The 24,031-nt window shown below is 73.3% G+C and carries 22 protein-coding genes and 1 pseudogene; 13 read left to right on the forward strand and 10 right to left on the reverse strand.

From position 1 onward, the window contains the following. Positions 1-455: 455 nt before the first annotated feature. Complete coding sequence (locus tag OG429_RS06615; RefSeq protein ID WP_328924354.1) at positions 456-1,073, forward strand: hypothetical protein; 618 nt, start codon at positions 456-458, stop codon at positions 1,071-1,073. Positions 1,074-1,315: 242 nt separating this feature from the next. Here OG429_RS06615 and OG429_RS06620 read toward each other — a convergent pair. Beyond that, positions 1,316-1,501: pseudogene (locus OG429_RS06620) on the reverse strand (LLM class flavin-dependent oxidoreductase); the annotation flags it as partial. 49 nt (positions 1,502-1,550) lie between these two features. On the opposite strand from OG429_RS06620, the gene OG429_RS06625 reads away from it, so the two are divergent. Together OG429_RS06625 and OG429_RS06630 are read left to right on the forward strand one after the other, a co-directional pair. Further along, entirely contained in the window at positions 1,551-2,165 is a 615-nt protein-coding gene (locus OG429_RS06625; protein WP_328924355.1) for a PadR family transcriptional regulator, read from the forward strand. A 235-nt stretch (positions 2,166-2,400) separates the two neighbouring features. Then, positions 2,401-3,093, forward strand: coding sequence for a glycerophosphodiester phosphodiesterase (locus OG429_RS06630; RefSeq protein WP_328924356.1), 693 nt, complete (start codon positions 2,401-2,403; stop codon positions 3,091-3,093). Between the two features lie 9 nt (positions 3,094-3,102). Here the strand turns inward: OG429_RS06630 and OG429_RS06635 are convergent, their stop codons facing one another. Continuing rightward, positions 3,103-3,642, reverse strand: coding sequence for a GNAT family N-acetyltransferase (locus OG429_RS06635; RefSeq protein ID WP_328924357.1), 540 nt, complete (start codon positions 3,640-3,642; stop codon positions 3,103-3,105). A gap of 173 nt (positions 3,643-3,815) precedes the next feature. Here OG429_RS06635 and OG429_RS06640 point away from each other — a divergent pair, with 173 nt between their 5' ends. From OG429_RS06640 to OG429_RS06655, 4 genes are all read left to right on the forward strand, one after another. Then, on the forward strand, positions 3,816-4,349 hold the full coding sequence (locus OG429_RS06640; protein WP_328924358.1) for a DUF5134 domain-containing protein: 534 nt from the start codon (positions 3,816-3,818) through the stop codon (positions 4,347-4,349). An 85-nt stretch (positions 4,350-4,434) separates the two neighbouring features. Continuing rightward, positions 4,435-5,373: a M56 family metallopeptidase gene (locus tag OG429_RS06645; RefSeq protein ID WP_328924359.1), complete on the forward strand. Its 939-nt coding sequence runs from the start codon at positions 4,435-4,437 to the stop codon at positions 5,371-5,373. A gap of 46 nt (positions 5,374-5,419) precedes the next feature. After that, a complete protein-coding gene (locus OG429_RS06650) occupies positions 5,420-6,067 on the forward strand; it encodes a phosphatase PAP2 family protein (RefSeq protein ID WP_328924360.1) in 648 nt (215 codons plus the stop codon). Positions 6,068-6,181: 114 nt separating this feature from the next. Further along, positions 6,182-6,862, forward strand: a complete 681-nt coding sequence (locus OG429_RS06655; RefSeq protein ID WP_328924361.1) for a TetR/AcrR family transcriptional regulator — start codon at positions 6,182-6,184, stop codon at positions 6,860-6,862. On the opposite strand, the gene OG429_RS06660 is transcribed toward OG429_RS06655, so the two are convergent. Further along, the gene (locus tag OG429_RS06660) at positions 6,831-8,315 is read right to left on the reverse strand and encodes an LVIVD repeat-containing protein (RefSeq protein WP_328924362.1); all 1,485 of its coding nucleotides are present in this window, start codon (positions 8,313-8,315) and stop codon (positions 6,831-6,833) included. The two genes, OG429_RS06655 and OG429_RS06660, sit on opposite strands and share 32 nt — an antisense overlap. Before the next feature lie 78 nt (positions 8,316-8,393). Between OG429_RS06660 and OG429_RS06665 the strand changes: the two genes are divergently transcribed. Continuing rightward, a complete protein-coding gene (locus OG429_RS06665) occupies positions 8,394-9,080 on the forward strand; it encodes a DUF305 domain-containing protein (RefSeq protein WP_405680343.1) in 687 nt (228 codons plus the stop codon). Positions 9,081-9,132: 52 nt separating this feature from the next. Further along, entirely contained in the window at positions 9,133-10,494 is a 1,362-nt protein-coding gene (locus tag OG429_RS06670) for an FAD-dependent oxidoreductase (protein ID WP_328924363.1), read from the forward strand. Here the strand turns inward: OG429_RS06670 and OG429_RS06675 are convergent. From OG429_RS06675 to OG429_RS06685, 3 genes are all read right to left on the reverse strand, one after another. After that, complete coding sequence (locus OG429_RS06675; RefSeq protein WP_328924364.1) at positions 10,487-10,843, reverse strand: ArsR/SmtB family transcription factor; 357 nt, start codon at positions 10,841-10,843, stop codon at positions 10,487-10,489. The genes OG429_RS06670 and OG429_RS06675 overlap by 8 nt on opposite strands. 108 nt (positions 10,844-10,951) lie before the next feature. Beyond that, a complete protein-coding gene (locus OG429_RS06680; RefSeq protein WP_328924365.1) occupies positions 10,952-12,052 on the reverse strand; it encodes an NADH:flavin oxidoreductase/NADH oxidase in 1,101 nt (366 codons plus the stop codon). Positions 12,053-12,133: 81 nt separating this feature from the next. Further along, positions 12,134-13,483: a wax ester/triacylglycerol synthase family O-acyltransferase gene (locus tag OG429_RS06685; protein WP_328924366.1), complete on the reverse strand. Its 1,350-nt coding sequence runs from the start codon at positions 13,481-13,483 to the stop codon at positions 12,134-12,136. A 251-nt stretch (positions 13,484-13,734) separates the two neighbouring features. Between OG429_RS06685 and OG429_RS06690 the strand changes: the two genes are divergently transcribed. The 3 genes from OG429_RS06690 (at position 13,735) to OG429_RS06700 (ending at position 16,535) form a co-directional block, all read left to right on the forward strand. Continuing rightward, positions 13,735-14,826, forward strand: coding sequence for a WD40/YVTN/BNR-like repeat-containing protein (locus tag OG429_RS06690; RefSeq protein WP_328924367.1), 1,092 nt, complete (start codon positions 13,735-13,737; stop codon positions 14,824-14,826). Between the two features lie 11 nt (positions 14,827-14,837). Then, complete coding sequence (locus OG429_RS06695; RefSeq protein ID WP_328924368.1) at positions 14,838-15,524, forward strand: uracil-DNA glycosylase; 687 nt, start codon at positions 14,838-14,840, stop codon at positions 15,522-15,524. Positions 15,525-15,620: 96 nt separating this feature from the next. Then, positions 15,621-16,535, forward strand: coding sequence for a sirohydrochlorin chelatase (locus OG429_RS06700; protein ID WP_328924369.1), 915 nt, complete (start codon positions 15,621-15,623; stop codon positions 16,533-16,535). 60 nt (positions 16,536-16,595) lie between these two features. Here OG429_RS06700 and OG429_RS06705 read toward each other — a convergent pair whose 3' ends face one another. From OG429_RS06705 to OG429_RS06715, 3 genes are all read right to left on the reverse strand, one after another. After that, complete coding sequence (locus tag OG429_RS06705; RefSeq protein ID WP_328924370.1) at positions 16,596-17,675, reverse strand: lactonase family protein; 1,080 nt, start codon at positions 17,673-17,675, stop codon at positions 16,596-16,598. Positions 17,676-17,729: 54 nt separating this feature from the next. Then, on the reverse strand, positions 17,730-18,869 hold the full coding sequence (locus OG429_RS06710) for a nitric oxide synthase oxygenase (RefSeq protein WP_328924371.1): 1,140 nt from the start codon (positions 18,867-18,869) through the stop codon (positions 17,730-17,732). 215 nt (positions 18,870-19,084) lie between these two features. Further along, a complete protein-coding gene (locus tag OG429_RS06715) occupies positions 19,085-19,666 on the reverse strand; it encodes a GNAT family N-acetyltransferase (protein ID WP_328924372.1) in 582 nt (193 codons plus the stop codon). Between the two features lie 141 nt (positions 19,667-19,807). Between OG429_RS06715 and OG429_RS06720 the strand changes: the two genes are divergently transcribed. Further along, the gene (locus OG429_RS06720) at positions 19,808-22,099 is read left to right on the forward strand and encodes a HelD family protein (RefSeq protein WP_328924373.1); all 2,292 of its coding nucleotides are present in this window, start codon (positions 19,808-19,810) and stop codon (positions 22,097-22,099) included. On the opposite strand, the gene OG429_RS06725 is transcribed toward OG429_RS06720, so the two are convergent. Continuing rightward, positions 22,089-23,582: an FUSC family protein gene (locus OG429_RS06725; protein WP_328930181.1), complete on the reverse strand. Its 1,494-nt coding sequence runs from the start codon at positions 23,580-23,582 to the stop codon at positions 22,089-22,091. The two genes, OG429_RS06720 and OG429_RS06725, sit on opposite strands and share 11 nt — an antisense overlap. Positions 23,583-24,031 lie beyond the last annotated feature (449 nt).

The following is a 24,031-nucleotide window of genomic DNA, read 5'->3' on the forward strand; positions in this document are numbered from 1 at the left end:
TGGCGCCGACTTGCTGCACGGCGGTGAAGCTCTCCGCGACCAGGGCCTCCATCGTGGCGTTGGGCGAGGATGTACTGCCAGCGCAGGATGTCGTCCGGGACGCGCCGGTCCGGCACGCGTCGGAAGGCGGGGCGGGTCGGCGACGTCGATCCGCCCGTCGCCGCGGCGACGGGGCCGAACGGTCCTGCGGCGTCACGTAATGGCGCAGGCGCAGGACGACTTCGTCCGCATGCCGCCCGGCGGTCGAGTGGCCCAGTCCCGGCCGTGTGGATAGCCATCGGGCCGTGTCAAGTCCCGAAATTCAGTGTCGTGACGCGAATCGACTGCCCGGGCCTACTTGAGGTTCGGAGCCACACAGAGCGTGCGGCCCCGCCGCCCCATTCGCAGCCCGCTTCGGCCCATGAACCGACGGGCAGCGACAACCCATACCCCTCTATCAGTGATGGAGAATTCCCATGTCTCGCACATCTCAGACCAAGCGCCTCGTGCTGTTTGCCACCTCGACCGCCCTGGCGGCAGGAGGGGCACTGCTACCCTCCAGCGCCTTCGCCACCCCGGCGGAAGGGCATACCAACGCCGTGACCCTGACGGCGGACAGGCACGGCGACAGCGACAGCGACTACCACAAGAACAAGGGCTACAAGGGCTACAAGGGCAGAGGCAAGGGCAAGGGCAAGGGCAAGCCGAAGCCCATCCAGAACATGCCGGGCTGCCACTTCTACAAGAGCGAGGTGTACTGCAAGCCGGGTGAGCAGAAGCCGGGCGAGAAGCCGGGTGAGCAGAAGCCGGGCGAGAAGCCGGCTGAGCAGAAGCCGGGTGAGCAGAAGCCGGGCGAACAGACACCGAAGAAGCCGCCGAAGATCCTCACCAAGACGCCGAAGAAGCCGCCGAAGATCCTTACTAAGACGCCGCCGAAGGCGATCAGCCAGGACACCGGTGGCGTGGTCGACGGCACTGACAATGCAACCAGCCAGGATACCGGTGGCGTGGTCGACAGCGCTGACAATACGACCAACCCGGACACCGGTACCAGCACCGACTCCGGAGGCGTAGGCAGTGACGCCGGTTCCTGACGACCAGGATTTTGTCCGGTCGATCATGTTCGGAGCCCCATGACGAGGGCTGCTGCGTTGCAGTACCGAGGAAGACGTAGCCGCGCTTCTCGTATCGGGTGGCGACGGCTCAAGAGTGCTTGAGCTTGTCGATGGCCCGTTCGACGGTGTTGCGTCTTGTACCGCTCCTCGCCGAAGCCGGGTGGCCGTCCGCCGCGTGAGCCTTTACGCAGGCGGGCGGCCTGGCGCGAACCTATGCGCTATAAAAACTCCTCGGGGGCGGACATGTGTGCGTACCACTTCAGCGAGTGGTGCTCTACCGCCCAGATCCGGTCGAATCCCATCCGTTCGGCCAGCACGGCCTGTTCGACGCAGTCGCGGATGACCTGGTGCTCCCGCTCCACGGTCGGGTCGGCCAGCTGGGCTTCGAAGATCACGGAGAATTTCACGGTGCCTCCAGGGTTGCGTCCCGTGCCCGGTCTTACTTCAATTAGGAATATGACTAGTAGTCAGAAGACGAAGAAGCAAGAGCTACCGCCGACCGCGTGGGCGGTTCTCGGTCTGCTCTCCTTCCCGGGGGAGCGCACCGGCTACGAGCTGAAGAAGTGGGCGGACTCCTCACTGCGCTTCTTCTACTGGTCACCGGCCATCAGCCAGATCTACGCGGAGCTGCGCCGGCTGGAGGAGCTGGGTTACGCGGCCTCCGCGCGCTCGGGGCCCGAGGAGGCGCGGGCCAAGCGCCGCTACGCCATCACCGACGCCGGGCGCGAGGCCCTGGCCGGCTGGGCCGCCGACACCGCCGAGGCCGGTCCCCCGGTGCTCAAGCACGGGCTGCTGCTGCGAGTCTGGCTCGGGCACCTCGCCGAGCCGGAGCGGCTGCGCGCGATGGTCGGCGAACACATGGAGCGCACCCGGGCCGAACTGGCCGCCGTACGGGAGGCGATGGAGCACGCGGCCGAGGTTCCGCAATGGGCCTTCCCCGCCCTCGCGCTGCGCTGGAGCGAGCGGCAGCACCTGGCGGAACTGGAGCTCGCACAGGCCCTCCTGCACGACCTGGCCGACCTGGCCGCCGACCGCGGGGAACCCGCTCCGGCCACCGTCACCGAGGCCTGAGCCGGGGCTGGTCAAGCCGGCCGGGACACGCCCACGCCCGGGTGACGCGGCGGGACCGCCACCGGCCGCACCCGGGCGCACAACCCCGGCGGGAAGCGGCCGGTGGGCCCCTGCGGGGCCTTGCACGGCCGGTCCCTTCGCGCCGTGGGCGCACTAGCATGCGTCCTCACCGCGCGCGGCCGGTCGGGACACCGCGACCGCGCGGGGAGCCGCCGTCGACGGAAGCGAGAGAACCTTGACTTTCCTCACCATCGGTCACCGCGGGGTCATGGGTGTCGAACCGGAGAACACCCTGCGGTCGTATATCCGAGCGGAACGTTCCGGCATGGACGCCATCGCCCTGGACCTCCAACTGAGCAAGGACGGCGCCCTCGTCGCCCTGCGCGACCCCGAGGTGGACCGGACCACCGACGGCTCGGGCGCCGTCGCCCATCTGACCCTGGCCGAACTGCGCGAACTCGACGCCGGCGAGGGCGAGCGCGTGCCGGTCTTCGAGGACGTCCTGGACGCGGTCCGGATCCCGCTGCAGGCGTCGGTACGGGACCGGGCCGCCGCCGGAGTGCTCACGGAACTGCTCCTGCGCCTCGACCTGACCGCCCGCGTGGAAGTGGTCTCCCCCGACGACGCGCTGCTGGCCGAGACGGCGCGGCGGGTGCCGGGCGCGCGGACCGTGCTCCACGCCGACTCCCTCGGCGACGGGGCCGGGGACCTGGTGGCGCGGGCGCTGACCGCGGGCGCGGCGACGATCTCCGCGGACATCCGGCGGCTCACCCTGGAGGCCGTGGAGACGGCGCACACGGCCGGACTGCGGGTGACCGGCCGGGCCGTCAACACCCTGGACCAGCTGCGGCTCGCGCGGGCGCTCGGCCTGGACGGCGCGGTCACCGACTTCCCGGAGATCCGCAGCACGGGGCGCTTCACCGCATAGCCGGTCCGGCTACAGCGACTTGACCAGCAGTTCGAAGGCCAGGTCGTCGCGGAGCGGGACCCCGAAGCGCTCGTCGCCGTAGGGGAAGGGGCTCAGCTCACCGGTGCGCCGGTAACCGCGGCGCACGTAGTAGGCGATGAGCTCCTCCCGTACGTTCACCACCGTCATGCGCATCTCCTTGGCGCCCCACGTCTCGCGGGCGCGGCGCTCGGCCTCGGCCAGGATCTCCTTGCCGAGGCCCGCGCCCTGGAGGCCGGGACGGACCGCGAACATCCCGAAGTAGGCGTGGTCGCCCCGGTGTTCGAGCTGGCAGCAGGCGACGGTCTCACCGGCGCGCTCGACGACCACGAGGGTGCTGTCGGGGGTATCGATGATCTGGCGGACCCCGGCCGCGTCGGTGCGCTGCCCCTCCAGGTAGTCGGCCTCCGTGGTCCAGCCGCCGCGGCTGGCGTCACCGCGGTACGCCGACTCGACGAGTGCCACCAGCTCCGTCACATCCGCCTCGACGGCGGTGCGGAAGCTCAGGGCTGCGGGGTTGGCGGTCGACATCGGGGGCTCCGTTCTGCGCGGTGGCATGTGACATGCCCGGTACGGCTCGGGAGAGCCTATCCCGGGGCCGCATAAGGAGAACCTAACCGGGGGCTGCGTGCGGGCCACCCCGGGCGGGCATCTCTTTCCGTGACGCCGACGAACCGGGAGGTTCCGCCGTGCACGGTCCCACCATGTCCGCATCCGCCTCCGTCTCCTCCTGGCTGCTCGTCCTGCTGTGCGCGGTGAGCGGCGGGTACTGCCTCGGGCAGGTGCGCAGATCGGGTGGCGGCGCCGCCGGGGAGGCCGTGATGGGGTTCGGCATGGCACTGATGGCGGTGCCCGTCGGCGTCCGTGACGGGTGGCAGGCCCTCGTGCTGGGGGTGGTCTTCTGCGCCGCCGCCCTGCACGCCGTGTGGATGCTGCGCGGCGGGGTGCACCACGCCCACCACCTGATCGGCTCGCTGGCCATGGCCTACATGGCGCTGACGACGGCCGCGGGGTCCGGGCACGGCGCGGGGCTGCCCCTGGTCACCGGGGCGCTGCTCCTCTACTTCGCGGGGTACGTCCTGCTGGGCGGGGCCCGGCTGGCGGCGGACGGCGGGAGCACGCACACGGCCCTGGCCTCGGGCGGCCCGGCCGCCGGTCCCCAGAAGGCGGCCGAGCTGACCCGGGCCTGCCGACTGGCCATGGGAACGGCGATGTTGGCCATGCTGCTCGCCATGTGACGGCGGCGCACGCCCCACGTGTCCTGCGTCACCAATCCCCCGAGGCCGTACCCGCAGGTAGCCCCCCGCTCATAGGCTGGTGGCCATGATGGTCCCCGCCGCACTCCTGCTGCTCGGCGCTCTGACCGCGGTGCTCGCGCCCCGTCTGCTGGGCCGGGCCCGATGGCCCGAGCGTGAACCGGTCGTCGCCCTGTGGGTGTGGCAGTGCGTGGTGGGTGCGGTGCTCCTGTGCCTGGGACTGTCGATGCTGCTGAGCGCGGCGGCCGCCTGGCAGGCGGTCCGGGGCCGGCTGTTCGCCGCCGCCCCGCACGGGGTGGTCGACGCGTACGCCCTGGGCGCGTCCGGAGGCCCCTGGGCCGCCGGTACGGCGCTCGCGCTGGCGGGCGGGGCGCTGTGGACCGGGACGATGCTGGCCCGGGAGGTCCTGCGGGCGCGGGCCCGGCGGCGCACCCAGGGCACCGAACTGCTGGAGCGGGCCCCGCTGTTGCCCGGGGAGGACCCCGCGGGCGGGCGGCTCGTCGTCCTGGAGGGGCAGCGGCCGGACGCCTGGTGGCTGCCCGGGGCGGCCCCGCAACTCGTGGTCACGACGGCGGCGCTGGGCCGGCTGAAGGGGAGCCAGCTCGATGCGGTGCTCGCGCACGAGCAGGGGCACGCGGCGGCCCGCCACGACTGGCTGCTGCACTGCTCGCGGGCGCTGGCCGGGGGGTTTCCGCAGGTGCCCGTCTTCGCGGCCTTCGAGGCGGAGATGCACCGCCTCGTCGAGCTGGCCGCCGACGACGTGGCCTCGCGGCGGTACGGGCGCCTCACCGTCGCGCTGGCCCTGGTCGGACTGAACGAGGACCGCGGGGTGTTCGGGCCCTCCGCCGCCCCCCAGGCACACGTACAGGAGCGGGTGGCGCGGCTGCTGTCGGCCGCACCCCGGCTGTCCGCGATGAACAGGCTGCGGCTGACGGCGCTGGCGACGCTGGTCCCGGCGGTGCCGCTGCTGGTGGCCCTCGTACCGGGGCTGAGCGCCCTGGCGTAGCACGCCCGCCCGGCAGCGGTTCGCCCCCGGGTGGCAGGATCCTTGTATGCGGAACGATCACTTGCGTTGGGCGGGCATCGGCTGCGCGCTGCTCGCGGCCGTACTGACAGCGCTGGTGGTGGCGGAGTGGCAGCCGCTGCTGTCGTACGACGACCGGGTCGCCCGGGATCTGCACGGCCATGCCGTCGCCCATCCCGGGGTCACCCACACGATGCGGATCCTCACCGACTGGGTGTGGGATCCGTGGACCATGCGGGCCCTGGCCGCCGCCGCCTGCGTGACGCTGTGGTGGCGCGGTGACCGGGAGCGGGCACTGCGGGTGGCGCTGGTGACGCTGGTGGCCGTAGTGGTGCAGCAGGGGATGAAGGGGCTGGTGGGACGGGCGCGCCCGGTGTGGCCGGACCCGGTGGATTCGGCCCACTATTCGGCCTACCCGTCCGGCCACGCGATGACGGCGACGGTGGTGGTCGGGCTGCTGCTCTGGCTGCTCCCCCGGCGGGCTCCCGCGCGGTGGGCGGGCACTGCCTGGGCGGTGGCCGTCGTCTCCGTGGTCGGAGTCGGTTTCACCCGTCTCTACCTGGGGGTCCACTGGGTGACGGACGTGGTGGCGGGCTGGCTGCTGGGCGTGGCCCTGGTGGCACTCATGACGTCCGTCTCCGTCCGCCGGCCGGGACCCGGCCGCGCCGGACCGTGAGGTGTGGTGCGCCTGGCCGGTGTGCCTGCCCTGGGCGATCCCCCGTTTCACCCAGAGCAGGCGGACCCGCGCGCTGAGTATATTGGCTCTGAGCCAGTCAACGCAGGAGTAAGCATGTCCCCGCGCAGCGCATCGGTCAATGAAGAATTGCGCAGACGTTCCCGCGAGCGGCTGCTCCACGCGACGGTCGAACTCGTCGCCGAGCGGGGCTACGAGGCCACCACGCTCGGCGACATCGCCGACCGGGCGGGCGCCGCGCGCGGCCTGGTCTCGTACTACTTCCCGGGCAAACGGCAGCTGCTGCAGTCGGCGGTGCACCGGCTGATGCACCTCACCCTGGAGGCGGCGCTGGAGCGCGAGCCGCTGCCCACCGGCGAGGACGAAGGGCGCGAGCGGCTGGCCCGGGCCATCGACGCGATCCTCGGGCTGGCCCGGGACGAGCCGCGGCTGATGCGCACGCACATGGCCGGCATCCTCCAGGCCGAGGGCTTCGTCCAGTGCGCGGAGCAGCAGCGGCTCGCCGAACTGCTGCGGGACACCGTCACCCGGTACGGCTCGACGGACGTGGACGTGGACTATCCGCTGCTGCGGGCGCTGCTGATGGGCGCCGTGGTGGCGGTCCTGCTGCCGGGCGCGCCGATGCCTGCGGCCCGGCTGCGGGCCGAGCTGTTCCAGCGCTACGGGCTGGACTGGGAGCTCGGTGTCCCGCCGGACGGCGGGCCGCCCGGCGGAACGTTCCCGTCACACACCCAGCCCCTGGGCGTCAGTGGTACTCGGGCTGGCTCTGCACGTTGAGCCGGTCCAGCCACACCCACTTCGCGCTCGCGGTGCGCCAGTCGTCCAGCCGCAGCACGTCGAGGCCCTTGGTGATGTCGTTCGAGTAGATGTGCCCGTTGTAGTAGTACGCCGACCAGGACCCGCCGAGTCCGAGCTTGTCCGTGGTCAGCGGGCCGCGTTCGAAGTACCCGATCTCCTTGGGCTGCGCGGAGTCGGTGAACTCCCACACCGAGACCCCGCCCTGGTACCAGGCCTGCACCATGATGTCGCGGCCGCCGCCGACCGGGATCAGCGAGCCGTTGTGGGCCACGCAGTTCTCGGTGTCGGCCTGGTGCCGCGGGATCTTGAAGTAGCCGCGGAAGGCGAGCTTGCGCTGGTCCCCGCTGCCGGTGATGTCGTAGATCCCGTCGGCGCCGCGGTGGGGACCGGTGGCCTCGTTGCAGGTGGGGCCGCCACCGCCGCCGAGTTCGTCGGTGAACACCACCTTGCCCGCCCGCTCGTTGAAGGTGGCGGAGTGCCAGAACGCGAAGTTCACGTTGTCCTGCACACGGTCGATGACCCGCGGCTGCTCGGGCTTGCTGATGTCGAAGAGGATGCCGTCGCCCATGCAGGCGCCGGCGGCCAGGTTCTTCGACGGCAGCACGGTGATGTCGTGGCAGCCGGTGGTCTTGGAGACTCCGGGGTTGGTGGGCCCGCCCGGGTTGCCGCCGTCCGGGAACAGGATCGGGAAGGAGACGACCGCGGCCTGCGTCGGCGCCTTCTTGGGGACCTTCACCACCGAGATGCCGTCGTGCGGCGGCTGGCAGTCGGGGAAGGCCTCGTTCGGGGAGTACGAGGCGACGTAGAGGTAGATGTCACGGCCGCCCGGCACCAGCGTGTGGGTGTGGGAGCCGCAGTTGGTCTCGACGGACTTGATGTACTTGGGGTTCTTCTTGTCCTTGATGTCGAAGATCTTGATGCCCTCCCACGAGGACTTCTCCGTCGCGGGCTGCGAGACGCTGTTGCAGGAGTCGTCGCTGCGCGAGGAGTCGGTGGAGAGGAAGAGCAGGTCCCCGTAGACGGAGACGTCGTTCTGTCCGCCGGGGCACAGCACCTGGGTGACGGTCTTCGGTGCCTTCGGGTTGGCGATGTCGTAGATCGTGAAGCCGTTGTAGTTGCCCGCGTAGGCGTACCTGCCCTGGAAGGCCAGGTCGGAGTTGATGACGGTGGGGTCGGCGCTGGGGATGTTGGCCAGGGGCTTGATGTTGGCGCTGTGCACGATCTCGTCCTGGCCGGGGATCTCGCCGGGGGCGAGCTCCCTGCCGTCGACGAGGGCCGCGCCCCGCTGGTTGCCGCTCCCGGGCGATAAGTCACCCGGGTCCGGGGTGGCGGCCGCCGGTCCGGCGGTCAGAAGCGCGGTGAGGAGCCCGGCCGCAGCGACGGCCGCTCCCGCCCTTGCGCTGCGCGCTCTCGTGGTGTGGAACGTGCTCAACGTGCCCTCCCAAGGGAGTCCGATCGGTTCCGGTCCTCAGGGGAACGGAACCAGGACCCCGGCAGTATCTTCCTTTCCATGGACATGGCAAAAGACCCCCGGGGCCGCACGGCCTTATCCGCGCGGCTCGGCCGGCTCGCCGGAGCGGCCGCGGCCGCCGGTCTCGTGCTGACACTCACCGGCTGCCAGGGAGACGACCGGGCGGAGGGGGCCGAGGACGGACGCGCCGTGGTCGTCGCGCCGGGCAAGCCGGGCGAGAAGGCCCGCACGCTCACCCCCGAGCAGGCCGCGAAGGAAAAGCCCGACGACAGCCCGAACGCCGCCGACCACGCCTACGCCCAGAACATGATCGAACACCACAGGCAGGCCCTGACGATGAGCGCGCTGGCGCCGGACCGGGCCTCGGCGGACGGCGTCAGGCGGCTGGCGGAACGGATCACCGCCGCGCAGCAGCCCGAGATCGCGGCGATGGAGAAGTGGCTGACCCTCCATCCGGCACCGTCGGCGCCGGTCGGCGGACACGCGCACGACCACGGCGCGATGCCGGGCATGGCGACCGAACAGCAGCTGAAGGAACTGTCCGACGCCCGGGGAGCCGACTTCGACCGGCTCTTCCTGAAGCTGATGACCGCCCACCACGAGGGCGCCCTGAAGATGGCCGGCGAGGCGCTGACCGGCGGCAACAACGTCGCGGTCGAGGAGATGGCCACCGAGGTGGTGGCCACGCAGAGCGCCGAGATCCACCGGATGCGCGCGATGGGCTGACTGCCGGGGAAGCCGGTGTCATGCTGGGACCACCTGCGGGAGGAGCTCCGCCGTGCTTCGTGTCGCCGTCGTCGGATCGGGCCCCAGCGGGGTCTACGCGGCCCAGACGCTGGTCCAGCAGCGCGAGGTGCCCGGGGTGCGGGTCGACGTGCTCGACCGACTGCCCGCTCCGTACGGGCTCGTCCGGTACGGGGTCGCGCCGGACCACGAGAAGATCAAGTCGCTGCAGGGCAGCCTGCGCACCGTGCTGGAGGACGAGCGGATCCGCTTCCTCGGGAACGTCGAGGTCGGCGGTGAGCGGCTGCCCACGCAGCGGCTGTTGGAGCTCTACCACGCGGTGGTGTACTGCGTGGGCGCGGCCCGGGACCGGCTGCTGGGGATCCCCGGCGAGGAGCTGGCCGGGGTGCATTCCGCGACGGCCTTCGTGTCCTGGTACAGCGGGCACCCGGATGCCGCCGCCGAGGTCTTCGACCTGGGCGGGGTGGACTCGGCGGTCGTGGTCGGCGCGGGCAACGTCGCGGTGGACGTGACGCGGATCCTGGCGCGGGGCGCGGCGGAGCTGGCGCCGACGGACATGCCGCAGCCCGCCCTCGGCGCGCTCGCGGACAGCGGCGTGCGCCGGGTGGCGATGGTGGCCCGGCGCGGCCCCTCGCAGGGCAAGTTCACCACCAAGGAACTGCGGGAGCTGGGCACGCTGCCGGAGGTGGACGCCGTGGTGGACCCCGCCGAGGCGGCCCTGGACCCGGTGTACGGGGATCCGGAGGCGGCCGCGGCGCTGCCCGCGGTGGCGCGGCGGAACCTGGAGGTGCTGCGCGGCTGGGCACAGGCCGGCCCGGGCGACGGGCCGCGCCGCATCGCCCTGCGGTTCTACCTGCGGCCGGTGGAGGTGCTGGGCGGGCCCGACGGCCGGGTGACCGGCGTGCGCTTCGAGCGGACCGCCCCGGATGGCCGTGGCGGGGTGACCGGGACCGGCGTGTACGAGGACATCGAGGCGCAGCTGGTCCTGCGCTCGGTGGGGTACAAGGGCGTCCCGCTGGCCGGGCTGCCCTTCGACCCGGCGAAGGGCACGGTCCCGCACGCGGCGGGCCGGGTCGTGCGCGCGGGCCGGGCCTCGGTCGGCGAGTACGTGGCGGGCTGGATCAAGCGCGGCCCGACGGGGGTGATCGGCACGAACCGGCCCTGCGCCAAGGAGACGGCGTCCTCGCTGCTCCAGGACGCGGGGGCGCTGGCCCGGCGCGAGGTGCCCGACGAGGACCCGCTGGACGCGATGCGGGCGGCGGGCCTGCGGCCGGTGGAATGGCCGGGCTGGCAAGCCATCGAAGCGGCCGAGTCCGAGCTCGGCCGCTCCCTGGGCCGCCGCTCGGTCAAGATCCCCGACTGGCAAGGCCTGTTCGACGCCGCCGGAGTCAGCTGAGGATCCGGGCCGACCGCGCTTCCTCGGCGGCCGCCGCCGTGAGGACGCTGTCGAGGAGGCCGGGGAAGAGGTCCTCCAGCTCCGCGCGGCGCAGGGCGTTGAGCTTGGTGGTGCCCCGGTAGGTCTGGCGGACGAGGCCGCTCTCGCGCAGGACGCGGAAGTGGTGGGTGGTCGTCGACTTGGTGACCGGCAGGTCGAAGTACGAGCAGGCCAGCTCCGTGGCCGAGCCGGCCAGGTCCTGGACGATGGAGAGCCGGAGCGGGTCGGAGAGCGCGTGCAGGACGCCCTCCAGCCGGATCGCGGCCGCCTCGGGGTGGTCGAGGGCGCGGGCCGTGTCACGTTCCGTCATGTCCCTGCTCCGCTCGCTCGGCTTGCCCGGGCCCCCATCGTACGAGAGTCGTCGTAGGAACAGGGCGGGGTGCGGCTCCGGCATGGGGGCGCCGGAGCCGCACCGGCTTCACCAGGACCGGTGGTACTGGTCGGGCGTACGGAGCTCCGCGCCGAGCTCGACGGCCGCGCGGCGGGCCCAGTACGGGTCGCGCAGCAGTTCGCGGCCCAGCAGGACGGCGTCGGCCTCGCCGTTGGCCAGGATCTTCTCGGCGTGCCCCGGTTCGGTGATCAGGCCGACGGCGGCCACGGGGAGACCGGTCTCCGCCTTGACCCGCGCGGCGAACGGCACCTGGTAGCCAGGGCCGACGGGGATCTCCACCCTGGGGGCCAGGCCTCCGGTGGAGACGTCGAGGAGGTCCACGCCGTGCTCCTGGAGCAGCCCGGCCAGCCGGACCGTCTCGTCGGCGGTCCAGCCTTCCTCCTCCAGCCAGTCGGTGGCGGAGATCCGGAAGAACAGCGGGAGCTCCTCGGGCCACACCGCCCGTACGGCGTCCACGACTTCGAGGGCGAGGCGGGTGCGGTTCTCGAACGAGCCGCCGTACGCGTCGGTGCGCTTGTTGCTGAACGGGGAGAGGAACTCGCCGATGAGGTAGCCGTGGGCGCCGTGGATCTCGACGATCTCGTAGCCCGCCGCCAGCGCGCGCTCGGCGGCGGCAGCGAACTGGCCGACGATCTCCGCGATCTCATCGGCCGTCAGCTCGTGCGGCGCCGGGCGGTCCCCGTCGAACGGCACGGCGCTCGGGGCGACCGGCAGCCAGCCGTGCGCCTCGGGCCCGACCGAGCCACCGCCCTTCCAGGTCCGGTCGGTGGAGGCCTTGCGTCCGGCGTGCGCGATCTGGATGCCGGGGACGGTGCCCTGGGCCTTGAGGAAGGAGGTGATCCGGCGCAGCGCCTCGACCTGGGTGTCGTTCCAGATGCCGAGGTCGTAGGGGGAGATCCGGCCTTCCGGGGAGACGGCGGTGGCCTCCTGGATGATCAGGCCGGTGCCGCCGACGGCGCGGGCGGCGTAGTGCGCGAAGTGCCAGTCGTGCGCCACGCCCGCGCCGGGGCCGAAGGCCTCGGCGCTGTACTGGCACATCGCCGCCATCCACACGCGGTTCGGGACGGTGACCGAGCGAAGGGTGTAGGGAGCGAACAGGGCAGCGAAACCAGCGGGGGCAGCACTCATCAGGGCTCTCCAGGACGTCACCGGGCGCGCCGGGGGTCGGCGGCTAAGTACGAGACTCACCGTACTACGAAATCTTTCGTACTACGAGACCTCTCGTACAAGCGCGTCGAGCTCCGCACGCAGCGCCTCGGCCAGCGCGGGCAGATCCGGGACGGCCGCCGCGTCCGCCACGAGGCCGTAATGGACCGTTCCCTTGTACGTGGAGACCGCGACGGCCAGGGACTGCCCGCGGGCCAGCGGGGCGAGCGGGTAGACCTCGGCGACCCGGCTCCCGCCCAGCGAGAAGTTCAGGCCGGGCAGCGGGACGCTGGTGACCAGGATGTCGAAGAGCAGCCGGGCGGCCTGGGCGACGAGCGGTCCGCCGAGGCGGTGGCCGAGCGGGTGGACGTGGTCGGCGAGCAGGGCGACGGCCCCGGCGCCGCGGGCGGGTCCGGCGTCCTTGTTGCGGTCCATGGCGGCCCGGACGCGGTCCAGGCGCAGCAGCGGGTCGCGCTCGGCGAGCGGGAGCCGCAGCAGGTAGCCGGAGAGCCGGTTGCCGCCGCCGGTCCCGGGCCGGCCCCGGCGGGACACGGGGATCAGGGCGCGGGGGCCCGGTCCGATGGGCGCGGGGTCGCCGCGGCCCTCCATCCAGCGCCGCAGCGCGCCGGCGACCATGGAGATGAGCACGTCGTTGACGGTGCCTCCGGCGGCCTTGCGGATCAAGTTGACCTCGTCCAGGTCGAGGGCGAGGCCCGCGACCGTACGGGATCCCGCGCCGGCGGCGCCCGCGGTGAGGACCGCGGGGACCCCGACCGGCAGCCCGGCGCGGGCCACCGCGGCGCCGATCTCCAGAGCCTGGCCGACGTCCTGGGCCCGGGCCGCGAGGATTCCGGAGAGCCGTCGCAGGGCCGGGGCGGCCCGTCGCCCGGGGGCGGGACGGGCGGACGGACGAGGAGCGGGGCGCGGCGCCGGGCCCGGCGGCGGACGCAGGGACGCACCCTCGTCGAACAGCGCCGCGGCCAGGGCGAGCGCGCCGAGCCCGTCGGCGAGGGCGTGGTGGAACTTGAACAGCACCGCGAAGGAGTCCGGGTCGGGCCCGGCGAGCACGTGCGCCTCCCAGGGCGGCAGGCTCCGGTCCAGCGGCCGGGCCATCAGCGGTCCCGCGGCCTCGTGCGGCGGGACCCGCGTGGAGACGAGGAACACGTGCCGCGCCGGATCGAAGCCCGGGTCCGGCGACCAGGCGGCCGCGCCGACCGGCAGCAGGACGTCCCGGATCCGGCGGCGCAGGCCGGGCACGCCGGCGCAGCGGGCGGTGAGCAGTTCCGCGGCGTGCCCGGCGGCGCCGGGCCCGGCGGCCCTGAAGACCGCCAGGGCGCCGAGGTGCATGGGGTGGGCGGCGGATTCGATCCGCCAGAAGGCGAGGTCGAGCGGGGACAAGTGCTCCGTGGCCACGTACGTCCTCTCGCGTGCGGCAGCAGTGGCCTGAAGTCAATCTATTGGGAACATCTCCATGCAAGCAGCGATCGTTTCCTGCGGGTAAATGATCGGTATTAATCCGCCGCCCAGGCCCCCGCGCCGCCCGCCGGGCCGCTGTCGGTGGGCGGGTGCAGACTGACCGGAAAGAGACGGACAGCTCGCAAGACACACCCAGAAGACACCGAAGACACCGAAGACATGGACGACGAAGTCCGGAGGTGCCGGCCATGGCCGACGTACTGCTGCTCGTGGGTACCCGCAAGGGGCTCTTCATCGGCCGCCGCCGGGGCGAGGGGGCCTGGGAGTTCGGCGGGCCCCATTTCAACGCCCAGGCGGTCTACGCGGTCGCCGTCGACCGGCGGGGCCCGGCGCCCCGGCTGCTGGTCGCCGGGGACAGCTCGCACTGGGGGCCGTCCGTCTTCAGCTCCGACGACCTCGGGGGGACCTGGAACGAGCCCGCCGAGGCCGCCGTGAAGTTCCCCAAGGACACCGGCGCCTCGCTGGAGCGCGTCTGGCAGCTCCAGCCGGCCGGGCCCGAGGCCCCGGACGTGGTCTACGCGGGGACGGAGCCGGCCGCGCTGTTCCGCTCGACCGACCGCGGCGCGTCCTTCGAGCTGGTCCGCCCGCTGTGGGAGCACCCCAGCCGGGGCAGCTGGCAGCCGGGCGGCGGCGGTGAAGGGCTGCACACGGTGATCACCGATCCGCGCGACGCGGACGCCGTGACGGTGGCCGTCTCCACCGCCGGGGTGTTCCGGACGAAGGACGGCGGGTCCAGCTGGGAGCCGTCCAACGACGGGGTGTCGGCGGTCTTCCTGCCCGATCCGCACCCCGAGTTCGGCCAGTGCGTGCACAAGATCGCCCAGGACGCCGGGAACACCGACCGGCTGTACCTGCAGAACCACTGGGGCGTCTACCGCAGCGACGACGCCGGGTCCCGGTGGACCGACATCGGCGGCGGGCTGCCCTCCGACTTCGGCTTCGCGGTGACCGCCCACCCGCACCGGCCGGACACGGCCTACGTCTTCCCGCTCAACGCCGACTCCGACCGGGTCCCGGCCGAGCACCGGTGCCGGGTCTTCCGCACGCGGGACGCGGGCGCCACCTGGGAGCCCCTGTCGCACGGCCTGCCCGCGGGCGACCACTACGGCACGGTGCTCCGCGACGCCTTGTGCACGGACGACGCGGACCCGGCGGGCATCTACTTCGGCAACCGCAACGGCGAGCTCTACGCCAGCCACGACGACGGCGAGAGCTGGCGGCTGCTGGCGGAGCACCTGCCCGACGTGCTGTGTGTGCGGGCGGCGACGATCGGCCAGTAGAGTGATCCACCGTGGCAGCACGACCGTTGAACGAGATCGTCGAGCCGGGCTGGGCCCGGGCTCTGGAGCCTGTGGCGGGCCAGATCGCCGCGATGGGCGACTTCCTGCGCGCCGAGATCGCGGCGGGCAGGACCTACGTCCCGGCCGGGGCGAACGTCCTGCGCGCCTTCCAGCAGCCCTTCGACGAGGTCAAGGTGCTGATCGTGGGCCAGGACCCGTACCCCACGCCGGGGCACGCGGTGGGCCTGTCCTTCTCGGTCGCGCCCGAGGTGCGGCCGGTGCCGCCGAGCCTCGACAACATCTTCCTGGAACTGCACCGGGACCTCGGTACCGGCCGGCCCGCGAACGGCGACCTCACCCCGTGGACCCGGCAGGGCGTGCTGCTGCTCAACCGCTCGCTCACCACCGCGCCCCGCAGGTCCAACGCCCACCAGGGCAAGGGCTGGGAGGCCGTGACCGACCAGGCCATCCGGGCCCTCGCCGCGCGCGGCAAGCCGCTGGTGTCCATCCTCTGGGGCCGGGCGGCCCGCAATCTGCGGCCGCTGCTCGGCGAGCTGCCGGTGGTGGAGTCCTCGCACCCCTCCCCCAAGTCCGCCGATTACGGATTCGTCGGATCCAGGCCGTTCAGCAGGACGAACGAGCTACTGGCGGGCCAAGGTTCACAGCCCGTGGACTGGCGCTTGCCGTCCGTCAGTTGATGGTATCTGTTATTCACCGGATAAATACGGACAGATGCCTCAGGAGAAGGCCCTGCCCGAACACCCGGTTCCGATAAGCCAGTAGCATGCGGCGCCATGAGCTCCCCCACTGGGCCCGCAAATGGCCTGCCCGTACGAATGCCGCGACCCCGCCAGACCGGACGGCACCGCCGGCCCGAGCCCGCGGCGGCGCCCGAGGGCGCGCCCGCGCTGGTGCTCGCCGTGCCCGGTACCCCCTCGGCCGCCGCGCGGGGGCTGGCGGAAGAGATCATCAGCATCGGCCGTTCCGAGCTGCCGGGCCTGGACGCCCGGATCGGCTTCCTCGACGGTGACGACGCCACCGATTTCCCGTCCCTGTCCGGCGTGCTGACCGCCGTCGCGACCGAGCGCGTCGCGCGCGCGGAGTTCGCCCGCGCCGCCGGCCACGAGGTGCCCGCGCCGACCGGCCCGGACGCCGTGGTGGTCCCGCTGCTGCCCGGTCCCGACGGTGACCTGCTCCGCCGGATCCGCCAGGCGCTGATGGACTCCTCCGCCGCCGCCGAGCTGGCCGACGTGCTCGGCCCGCACCCGCTGCTCGCCGAGGGCCTGCACGTGCGGCTGTCCGAGGCCGGCCTGGCCCGCGCCGACCGCGCCCGGCTCTTCACCGTGACCACCGCCGCCGACGGCATCGTCCTGGCCACCACCGGTGGCGAGGAGGCCGTGCAGGCCGCCGGGATCACCGGGATGCTGCTCGCCGCCCGGCTCGCCGTGCCGGTCATGGCCGCCGCGCTCGACGAGGAGGGCTCGGTGGCCGCAGTCGCCGACCAGCTGCGCCGGGAGGGCTCCACGCAGGTCGCGCTCGCCCCGTACCTGATCGGCCCGGAGGCCGCCGAAGGGCTGCTGGACAGCGCCTGCAAGGACGCCGACTGCAGCGCCGCCGAGGTGCTCGGCGCCTACCCGGCGCTCGGCAAGCTCGCCGTCGCGCAGTACGCCGCGGCTCTCGGGATCACCCAGGGCGCGGCCACGCGCTGACCGCCCGCCACGCCGAAGGGCCCCCGCCGTTCGGCGGGGGCCCTTTCGGCGTCGCCGGACTCAGAGCGACCGGCCGAAGACCACGCAGGCGGCGGCGGGCACGGCCACCGAGCCGGCCTCGCGCGGCCGCCCGGTCACGGGGTCGACGTCGAACCAGGTGACGTCCCCCGAGTGCTCGTTGGCCGCGTACAGGCGGCGCCCCGAGGGATCGGCGGCGAGATCGCGCGGCCAGCTGCCGCCGCAGCCCACGACGCCGGTGAGCCGCGGCTCCTCGGCGCCTGCGGCGAGGGAGAGGGTGGCGATGGTGTCGGTGCCGCGGATCGCGGCCCAGACGAATCGCCCGTCGGCCGAGGCGACGACCGCCGAGGGATAGGGCCGTACGGCCCCCGAGGGGCCCTCGGAGGCGACCGGAACCTCTCCGATCGGTTCCAGTCGCCCGGAGGCCGCGTTCCACCGGCAGACGGTCAGCTGCGGCTCCAGCTCGTGCAGTACGTAGACCACCGCGCCGTCCGGGTGGAAGGCGAGGTGTCGGGGTCCGGTCCCGGCCCGCAGCGCGGTCTCGGTGTGCAGCCGCGGCTCCCCCGTGGCCGGGTCGAGCGCGCAGACCCGTACGGAGTCGGTGCCGAGGTCGACGCTGAGCACCCAGCGGCCGCTCGGGTCGGGCAGCACCTGGTGGGCGTGCGGCCGCTCCTGGCGGTCGGCGTCGATGCCGCAGCCGTGGTGCGCGAGGACGGCGGCGGGTCCTTCCGGGCGGCCGTCCGCGGCGAGCGGGAGGCTGCTGACGCTGCCGGAGGTGTAGTTGGCTGTGAGCAGCCGGCGCCCGGCCAGGCTGAGGTGGGTGGGCCCGGAGCCGCCGACGCCGACGGGCGCGCCGAGGGGTGCCAGGCCGGCGGCGGTGGGCGTGAAGGCGGCCACCGCTCCCTGTCCGGTCTCGCTCACCGCGTAGAGCACGCCGGTGTCCCCGGCGAGCGTGAGGTACGAGGGGTCCGCCACGGCGGCGCCCGTGACCGCGATCGGCGTCAGGGCTCCCGTGGCCGGATCCACAACCGCGGTGGTGACGCCGAGGCCGCCTCCGGAGGTGAACGAGCCGATGTAGGCCCGGTGTCCGCCGTTCTGGTCCGTGCTGTCCGCGCCGCCCACGGGAGGCCCCTCTCCGCTTTCGGATCCGTCCGGAGGCGACGGTAGCAGAAGGGTCTAGACCAAATCCCGCCCCTGGGCCCGTTCCTGGGCGCCGGGGTGGTGGACGTACGCGGTACTGCTGCGGCGGTCCTCGTAGGTGCGGTGGAAGACCGGGGTCGCGGCGCCGGAGATCGGCGGCACTATCCAGGACCAGTCCGCGCCCACGTCACGGCCCTTGCGTTCCTCCCGTGCCATGTGGGACAGGAAGCGCCGGGACTCGGAGTGATGGTCGGCGATGGTGACCCCGGCGCGGTCGAAGGAGTGCAGGACCGCCCGGTTGAGCTCGACGAGCGCGCGGTCCTTCCACAGCGAGCGGTCGCTGGAGGTGTCCAGGCCGAGGCGGCGGGCGACGGCGGGCAGGAGGTTGTACCGGTCGGTGTCGGCGAGGTTGCGGGCGCCTATCTCGGTGCCCATGTACCAGCCGTTGAACGGGGCGGCCGGGTAGTGGATGCCGCCGATCTCCAGGCACATGTTGGAGATGGCCGGTACGGCGTGCCAGCGCAGTCCCCAGTCCGCGCCCCAGCCCTCGTCCTCGGGGTGGCCGATCGGGACCTCCAGGACGGCGTCCGAGGGGGTTTCGAACCAGCGGGGCTTGTCGTCGACGCCCTGGACCACCAGCGGCAGGAGGTCGAAGGGGGTGCCCGCGCCGCCGGTCCAGCCGAGCCGGAGCAGGGCCTCGGTCAGCGGGGCGTTGCGCGCGTCGCCGACGGTGACGGAGTGGTGGTCCCCGTACCCGGCGTACCGGACGAGCTGCTCGCTCCAGATCAGCGGCCCCGGCCGGTCCGGGGCGTCCGGGGCGAAGACCGTGATCGTGGGCCGGATCCGGCCGCCGTTGGTCGCCTCGCGCAGGTGCCCGAAGCATTCGGCGGCGATCTCGTCGCCTTCGGTGAGCTCCCGGCGGTCACGGACCCGCAGGGAGTTCCAGTAGAGCCTGCCTATGCAGCGGTTGCTGTTGCGCCAGGCCACCCGGGCCCCGTGGACCAGCTCTTCGGGGGTGTGCCGGTAGGTGCCGGTCTCCGCGAGCTCCGCCCGCACGGCGGCGAGCCGGGCACGCGGATCACCGGCGCTGCGGTCCTCCTGGTGGAAGAGTCGGATGAACTCCTCGGCCGCTTCCCACACCTGGGCGGTGGTGGAACGCTGTTGAAGTATTTCCATCCCGGGCCGTTACCCCCTGTCCGACCAGATCCACCCTGTACATGCCGGATGAATGTGCAATAGACCATCAGCCGTTGTACATGCCGCAGGTCAGGGGCGGGCGCCAGGCACGTATGGAACACCCGTCCGAGTGGTCTTCGGGGATCGGACTGCGGGCGGGGAGCAGGACGGCGTACGATCCGCCGCAATCCGGGAGTTGACCACCGCACGGCGGGTCAGCGGCAGGGCCGGCTCATGAACAGCGCCTGCTCGCCCGCGGCGGGCGTACCGCCGTAGAGGGTCGTGTCGAGGCCGCAGAGGGTGAATCCCATGCGCCGATAGGCGTGCACGGCCGGGGCGTTGACCGAGCTGACCTCCAACCAGAGGTGTTCGGCGCCGCGTTCGCGCGCGAATCCGTCCGCGCACTCCATCAGGGCACGGCCGATGCCGCGGCCGCGGTGGCCGGGCGCGACCTCGATGTCCTCGATCGTCAGCCGCCGGTTCCACGCGGCGTAGCCGACGGCGGCGAAGCCGCACACCCGGCCGCCGTCGAGGGCGACGTAGGTCCGGGCGTCCCCGGTGGTGTCCGACCCGCCGCCGAGCCCCTGCTCGTCGTGCTCCTCGGGCGGGAACTCCTTGTAGAGCGGCGGGTCGGCGGGGATCTCGCGGAGCAGGAATCCGAAACCGGCGCCGGAGGCGGCCACCTCGAAGACGGTGTCGGTGGTGAAGGAGCCGTCCAGGGCCTCGATGGCTCCCGCGTCATCGGGGCGGGCGAGGCGGTAGACGATGCCGTCGGCGGAGCCGTGTGCGGTGGTCATGGAATCCACGGTACGCAAAAAATCCCCCGGCCGAATTGACTGCCGAGGGAGAATAGAGCGTATATTCAATGGTTCATGACTTCGCGGAAACCGAAGACACGAAGAAGCTTACGAGGACACCGTACCGCGCCAGGAGTGCAATTGTCAACCGAGGAATTCCGGAAAGAACAGCAATTCGTCGACGGTCTCTACGCGCGCCTCGACCACCTGCGTGACCAGGCCGAACGTGCCGTCGAGCGGGCATTGCGCGATGTCGGGACCGGGCTTCAGACACGCCTGGAGCGTGATGTCCTGGTCGCGGAGCAGTCCGGCCTGCTATCCGCGCTGAATGCCGGCGAGAACGGTCTGTGTTTCGGCCGTCTGGAGTTCTCCGACGGCCGCGACCACCACATCGGCCGCATCGGAATCCGCGCGGACGACGCCGACCGCACACCGCTGGTCCTGGACTGGCGCGCGGACGTGGCCCGCCCGTTCTACCTCGCCACCGGCCACACCCCCATGGGGCTGCGGCGCCGCCGCCACATCAGCAGCCGGGGACGGGTGGTCACCGCCCTGCACGACGAGATCCTCGACCTGACCGACGCGGAGCGCACCGGGTACGAGGGCGCCGACGCGGACGCCGTGCTGCTCGCCGCGCTCGACGCGGCCCGGACCGGCCGGATGCACGACATCGTGCGCACCATCCAGGCCGAACAGGACCGGGTCATCCGCTCCACGCACCGCGGGGTGCTGGTCGTCGAGGGCGGTCCGGGCACCGGCAAGACGGCGGTGGCGCTGCACCGCGCCGCGTACCTGCTGTACGCGCACCGGGAGCTCCTCGCCAAGCGCGGGGTGCTGATCGTCGGACCCGGCCCGGCCTTCCTGGGCTACATCGGCGGGGTGCTGCCCGCGCTCGGCGAGACGGGCGTCCTGCTCGCGACCCCCGGCGAGCTCTTCCCCGGCGTCCACGCGACGGGCACCGACCGCCCCGGGGCGGCCGCGGTGAAGGGCCGGGCCGCGATGGCGGAGGTCCTGGCCAGGGTCGTCGCCGACCGGCAGCGCCTGCCGCAGACGGTACCGGCGGACACCGGCGAGGAGTACGACACGGTCCCCGAGCCCGCGCTGGAGATCGACCACGACGACTACGGGACCCTGCTGCTGGACCGCACGATGGCCTACGAGGCGCGGGACCGGGCCCGGGCCACCGGGCTGCCGCACAACCAGGCGCGTCCCTCCTTCGCCTTCCCGATCATCGACGCGCTCACGGCGCAGCTCGCCGACCGGCTCGGGGCGGACCCGTACGGCGGCCCGAACCTGCTGGGCTCGGACGACGTGGCGCAGCTGGGCAAGGAGATCGCGATGAGCCCGGCCGTGCACGCCGCGATCGACTCGCTGTGGCCCTCCCTCACCCCCGAGCAGCTCGTCGGCGACTTCCTGGCGGAGCCCACGCACCTGCCCGCGCACGAGGCGGAGCTGATCCGGCGCGAGCCGTCGGCCCGGCCACGGTGGACCCCGGCCGACGTGCCGCTGCTGGACGAGGCGGCCGAACTGCTCGGGGAGGACGACAGCGCCCGGCGCGCCGCCGAGGAGCGCGAGCGGCAGCGGCGCATCGCGTACGCGCAGGGCGTGCTGGACCTGTCGCAGGGTTCCGAGACGTACGAGTTCGAGGACGAGGAGAGCGAGTTCCTCGCGGCGCACGACATCATCGACGCCGAGCGGATGGCCGAGCGCCACGAGGAGGCCGACCACCGCAGCACGGCCGAGCGGGCCGCGGCGGACCGCACCTGGGCCTTCGGGCACGTCATCGTGGACGAGGCGCAGGAGCTGTCGGAGATGGCGTGGCGGCTGCTGATGCGGCGCTGCCCGACCCGCTCCATGACGCTGGTCGGCGATCCGGCCCAGACCGCCGACGAGGCGGGCTGCGGCTCGTGGGAGCACATCCTGGGCCCGTACGTGGGCGAGCGCTGGGAGCTGGTCCGACTGGGGGTCAACTACCGCACGCCCGCCGAGATCATGGACGTGGCGGCGTCCGTACTGCGGGCCCGCGATCCCGGCTTCGAGCCGCCGAGCTCGGTGCGGACCACCGGGGTCCGGCCGTGGGCGCGGGCGGCCGGGAACCTGGCGGAGGCGGTCGGGGACGCGGTCCGGCGGGAGCTGCCGGACGAGGGGCGGCTCGCGGTGATCGCGCCGCGGGCGCTGCACGCCTCGCTCGCCGCCGGGCTGCCGGGCGTACGGTCGGGGGCGGAGCCGGACCTGACCGAGGACGTGGTGCTCCTCGATCCGCGCCAGGCCAAGGGGCTGGAGTTCGACACGGTGATCGTGGTGGAGCCTGCCGACCTCGGGCCGAGCGACCTGTACGTGGCGCTGACCCGGGCCACCCAGGCCCTCGGCGTGGTGCACACCGAGGGCCGGCTGCCGACCGGGCTGGGCCCGGAGGGGCTGATCAGGCGCTGATGACCAGCGGCGCCCGCGGGTCGGTGCGCAGCGGGGTGGCGAGCGCGACGAGGGCGTGTTCGAGGCCGTGCAGGTGGGCGAGGGCCGGCTCCGCGGGGGCGGGCCGGGCCGGCGTCACCGGCGCGGGCTCGGGGGCGCCCTGCGGCGCGGTCAGCGCCAGGGCGGCCGCCTCGACGCGCCAGCAGGCCGCGGCCAGCCGGGCGTCGTGCGAGGCCTGCGGGTCGGCGGCGACGGCGACCAGGCCGCGCACCTCCCGGGCGCAGTCGTCGAGCAGCGCCAGGACCTGCCGGGCGCGGGCCTTGCGGGCGCGCAGCGGGCTCAGCGGGTGGACGAGGGGCGCGAGCGCCATCCGTACGCGGCCCAGGAGGAGCTCCAGCTCGGCGGCGTGGGGGGCCGGGTCGGCCGCGGGGTTCCCGGCGAGGCGGTCCAGGGAAGCCGCGGTGGAGGCGCGTACGCAGTGCAGGGCGCGCTGGATCCAGGCGTCGTTCGCGGCGTGGGTGGTCACCGGGAGGATGATCACGACGGCGAGGGCGGCGCCGAGCGCGCCGATCGCGGTCTCCTGGAAGCGCAGGAGCAGCAGCCCGGGGTGCAGGACGCCGAGGAGCCCGTAGAGCAGCCCGGCCATGACGGTGACGAAGAACATCATCCAGGAGTACGACGGGGCCGCTGTGTAGAAGATCCCGAAGACGCACACGGCGACGAGCGCGGCGGTCGGCGCGGGCGCGCCGTGCAGCGGTACGGCGATCAGCAGCCCGGCGGCGATGCCGGTGACGGTGCCGACGACCCGGCGGAAGCCGCGGACGAGGGTCTCGCCCCGTGAGGCGGTGTTGACGAAGATCCACCAGGCGGTGCCGACGGCCCAGTACCAGCGGTCCTCGGAGAGCGCCTGGCCGATACCGAGGGCGAAGGCGCAGGCTGCGGTGGCCTGGAAGGCCTGGCGGGTGGTGGGCCGTGCGAGCCCGGAGCCCGGCAGCCCGGGCGGCGCCGCGGCGGGCGGGGTGCGCCGCTCGATGGGCCACAGCGCGAAGCGCACGGCTCCGGCGGCGAGGAGCGCCAGCCCGACGGCCGCGTACAGCTCGGGCAGCTGCCCGGGCCGGGCGTGCAGGAACTGGGTGACGAAGAACATCATGAAGCCGAAGATCCCGAGGGCGTGTCCGCGCGGGCCGAAGCGGCGGGCGTAGACACCGGCGAACACGACGGCGAGGAAGGCGGCGTCACGGGCGAGGGGCACCCCGTGGAGGGTGGTGGCCAGCGCGAGGACGGGGAATCCCGCGACGGGCAGCAGGGCGGTGGTGGCGCGCTGGGCGCGGACATCGGCGTCGAGCACGGTGAAGAGGGCGAGCAGGGCCGCCAGCCCCCCGGTGATGGAGGCGGTCAGGGAGAGACCGCACAGCTCGGCGAGGGCCACGGCCGCGCCGACGCCGATCACTGCGCGAGCCGAGTTCCTGAGCCTCATACGCCCCGGATCCGGAGCCACGAACATCCTCTTCACGGCTGTGAGCCGCCCCCTTGCGATGGTGCGCGCCGGCCCGGCGGCCGCCCGGGGGTGGTGGGCGGCGTACGGGCACGGCGAAGGCGCCACGGTCCGGAGCGGCGTCGTTGCCGTCCGGCGCTGCGCGGCGCCGAAAGTACATGGATACGACACAGATAAGCATCTGCGGGCCCAGTGGCTCAACCGGGTCTCGCACCACTGGGCCATTGGCACAGCGCGGTCCGGCGATCTTCGGCCAGGAGGGAGCCAACGGCCCGGCACGGCACGGCGCCCGCGACGGCGTTCCGCTTCCCGGACGTCCGGATCGGGACAAACGGCCGGGCGGTGCCGTGCCCCCCAGCCCGGTCGGGGCCCGTCGGCCGACGTCGGAAACCAGCCGAATCGGGCTGGGCGCCGCGTCGGTTCGCGCGGCCTCGCGCACAGGTGCCGGACGGGGGTAC

The sequence above is a fragment of the Streptomyces sp. NBC_00190 genome, assembly GCF_036203305.1.
GTDB lineage: Bacteria > Actinomycetota > Actinomycetes > Streptomycetales > Streptomycetaceae > Streptomyces.